The organism is Butyricicoccus sp. AM27-36, from assembly GCF_003480945.1.
In the GTDB taxonomy this organism is placed as follows: Bacteria; Bacillota; Clostridia; order Oscillospirales; family Butyricicoccaceae; genus Agathobaculum; species Agathobaculum butyriciproducens.
In genome coordinates, this window is record NZ_QUJR01000031.1 from 264 (window position 1) to 631 (window position 368).

Annotated in this window: 1 protein-coding gene; it reads left to right on the plus strand. The window is 52.4% G+C overall.

Annotated features, from left to right (window positions below; all coding sequences use genetic code 11):
• On the plus strand, positions 1-368 hold a 368-nt coding region (locus DW724_RS15855; protein ID WP_442861301.1), incomplete at both ends, for a hypothetical protein.

Genomic DNA, 368 nt, shown 5'->3' on the forward strand with positions numbered 1-368 from the left:
GCGCGTGTTACGACCTGTGTAGATGCTAATGGGCTTGAAACGCGCTACTACTACGATAATCACCGCAACATCCAGAAAATCGGAACAGTTATCGACGGCACGGAATACACCACCGCCAACACCTATGACGGCGATTATCGCGCCAACTCTGCAAGCGACCGTCTGAACGGTGCAACCGCATACGAGTATGACAGCAATGGCAATGTGACGAAAGTTCGCTATGCGGACAATACCGCTATGACGCTGACTTATACAGCGGGCGGCGATATTGCGTCTATCACGGACGCGCTCGGCAATACGGAAACCTATACCTACTCCGGACACAGCTTGACCGAGTTCCGCGATAAGAACGGACATACCACTTCGTA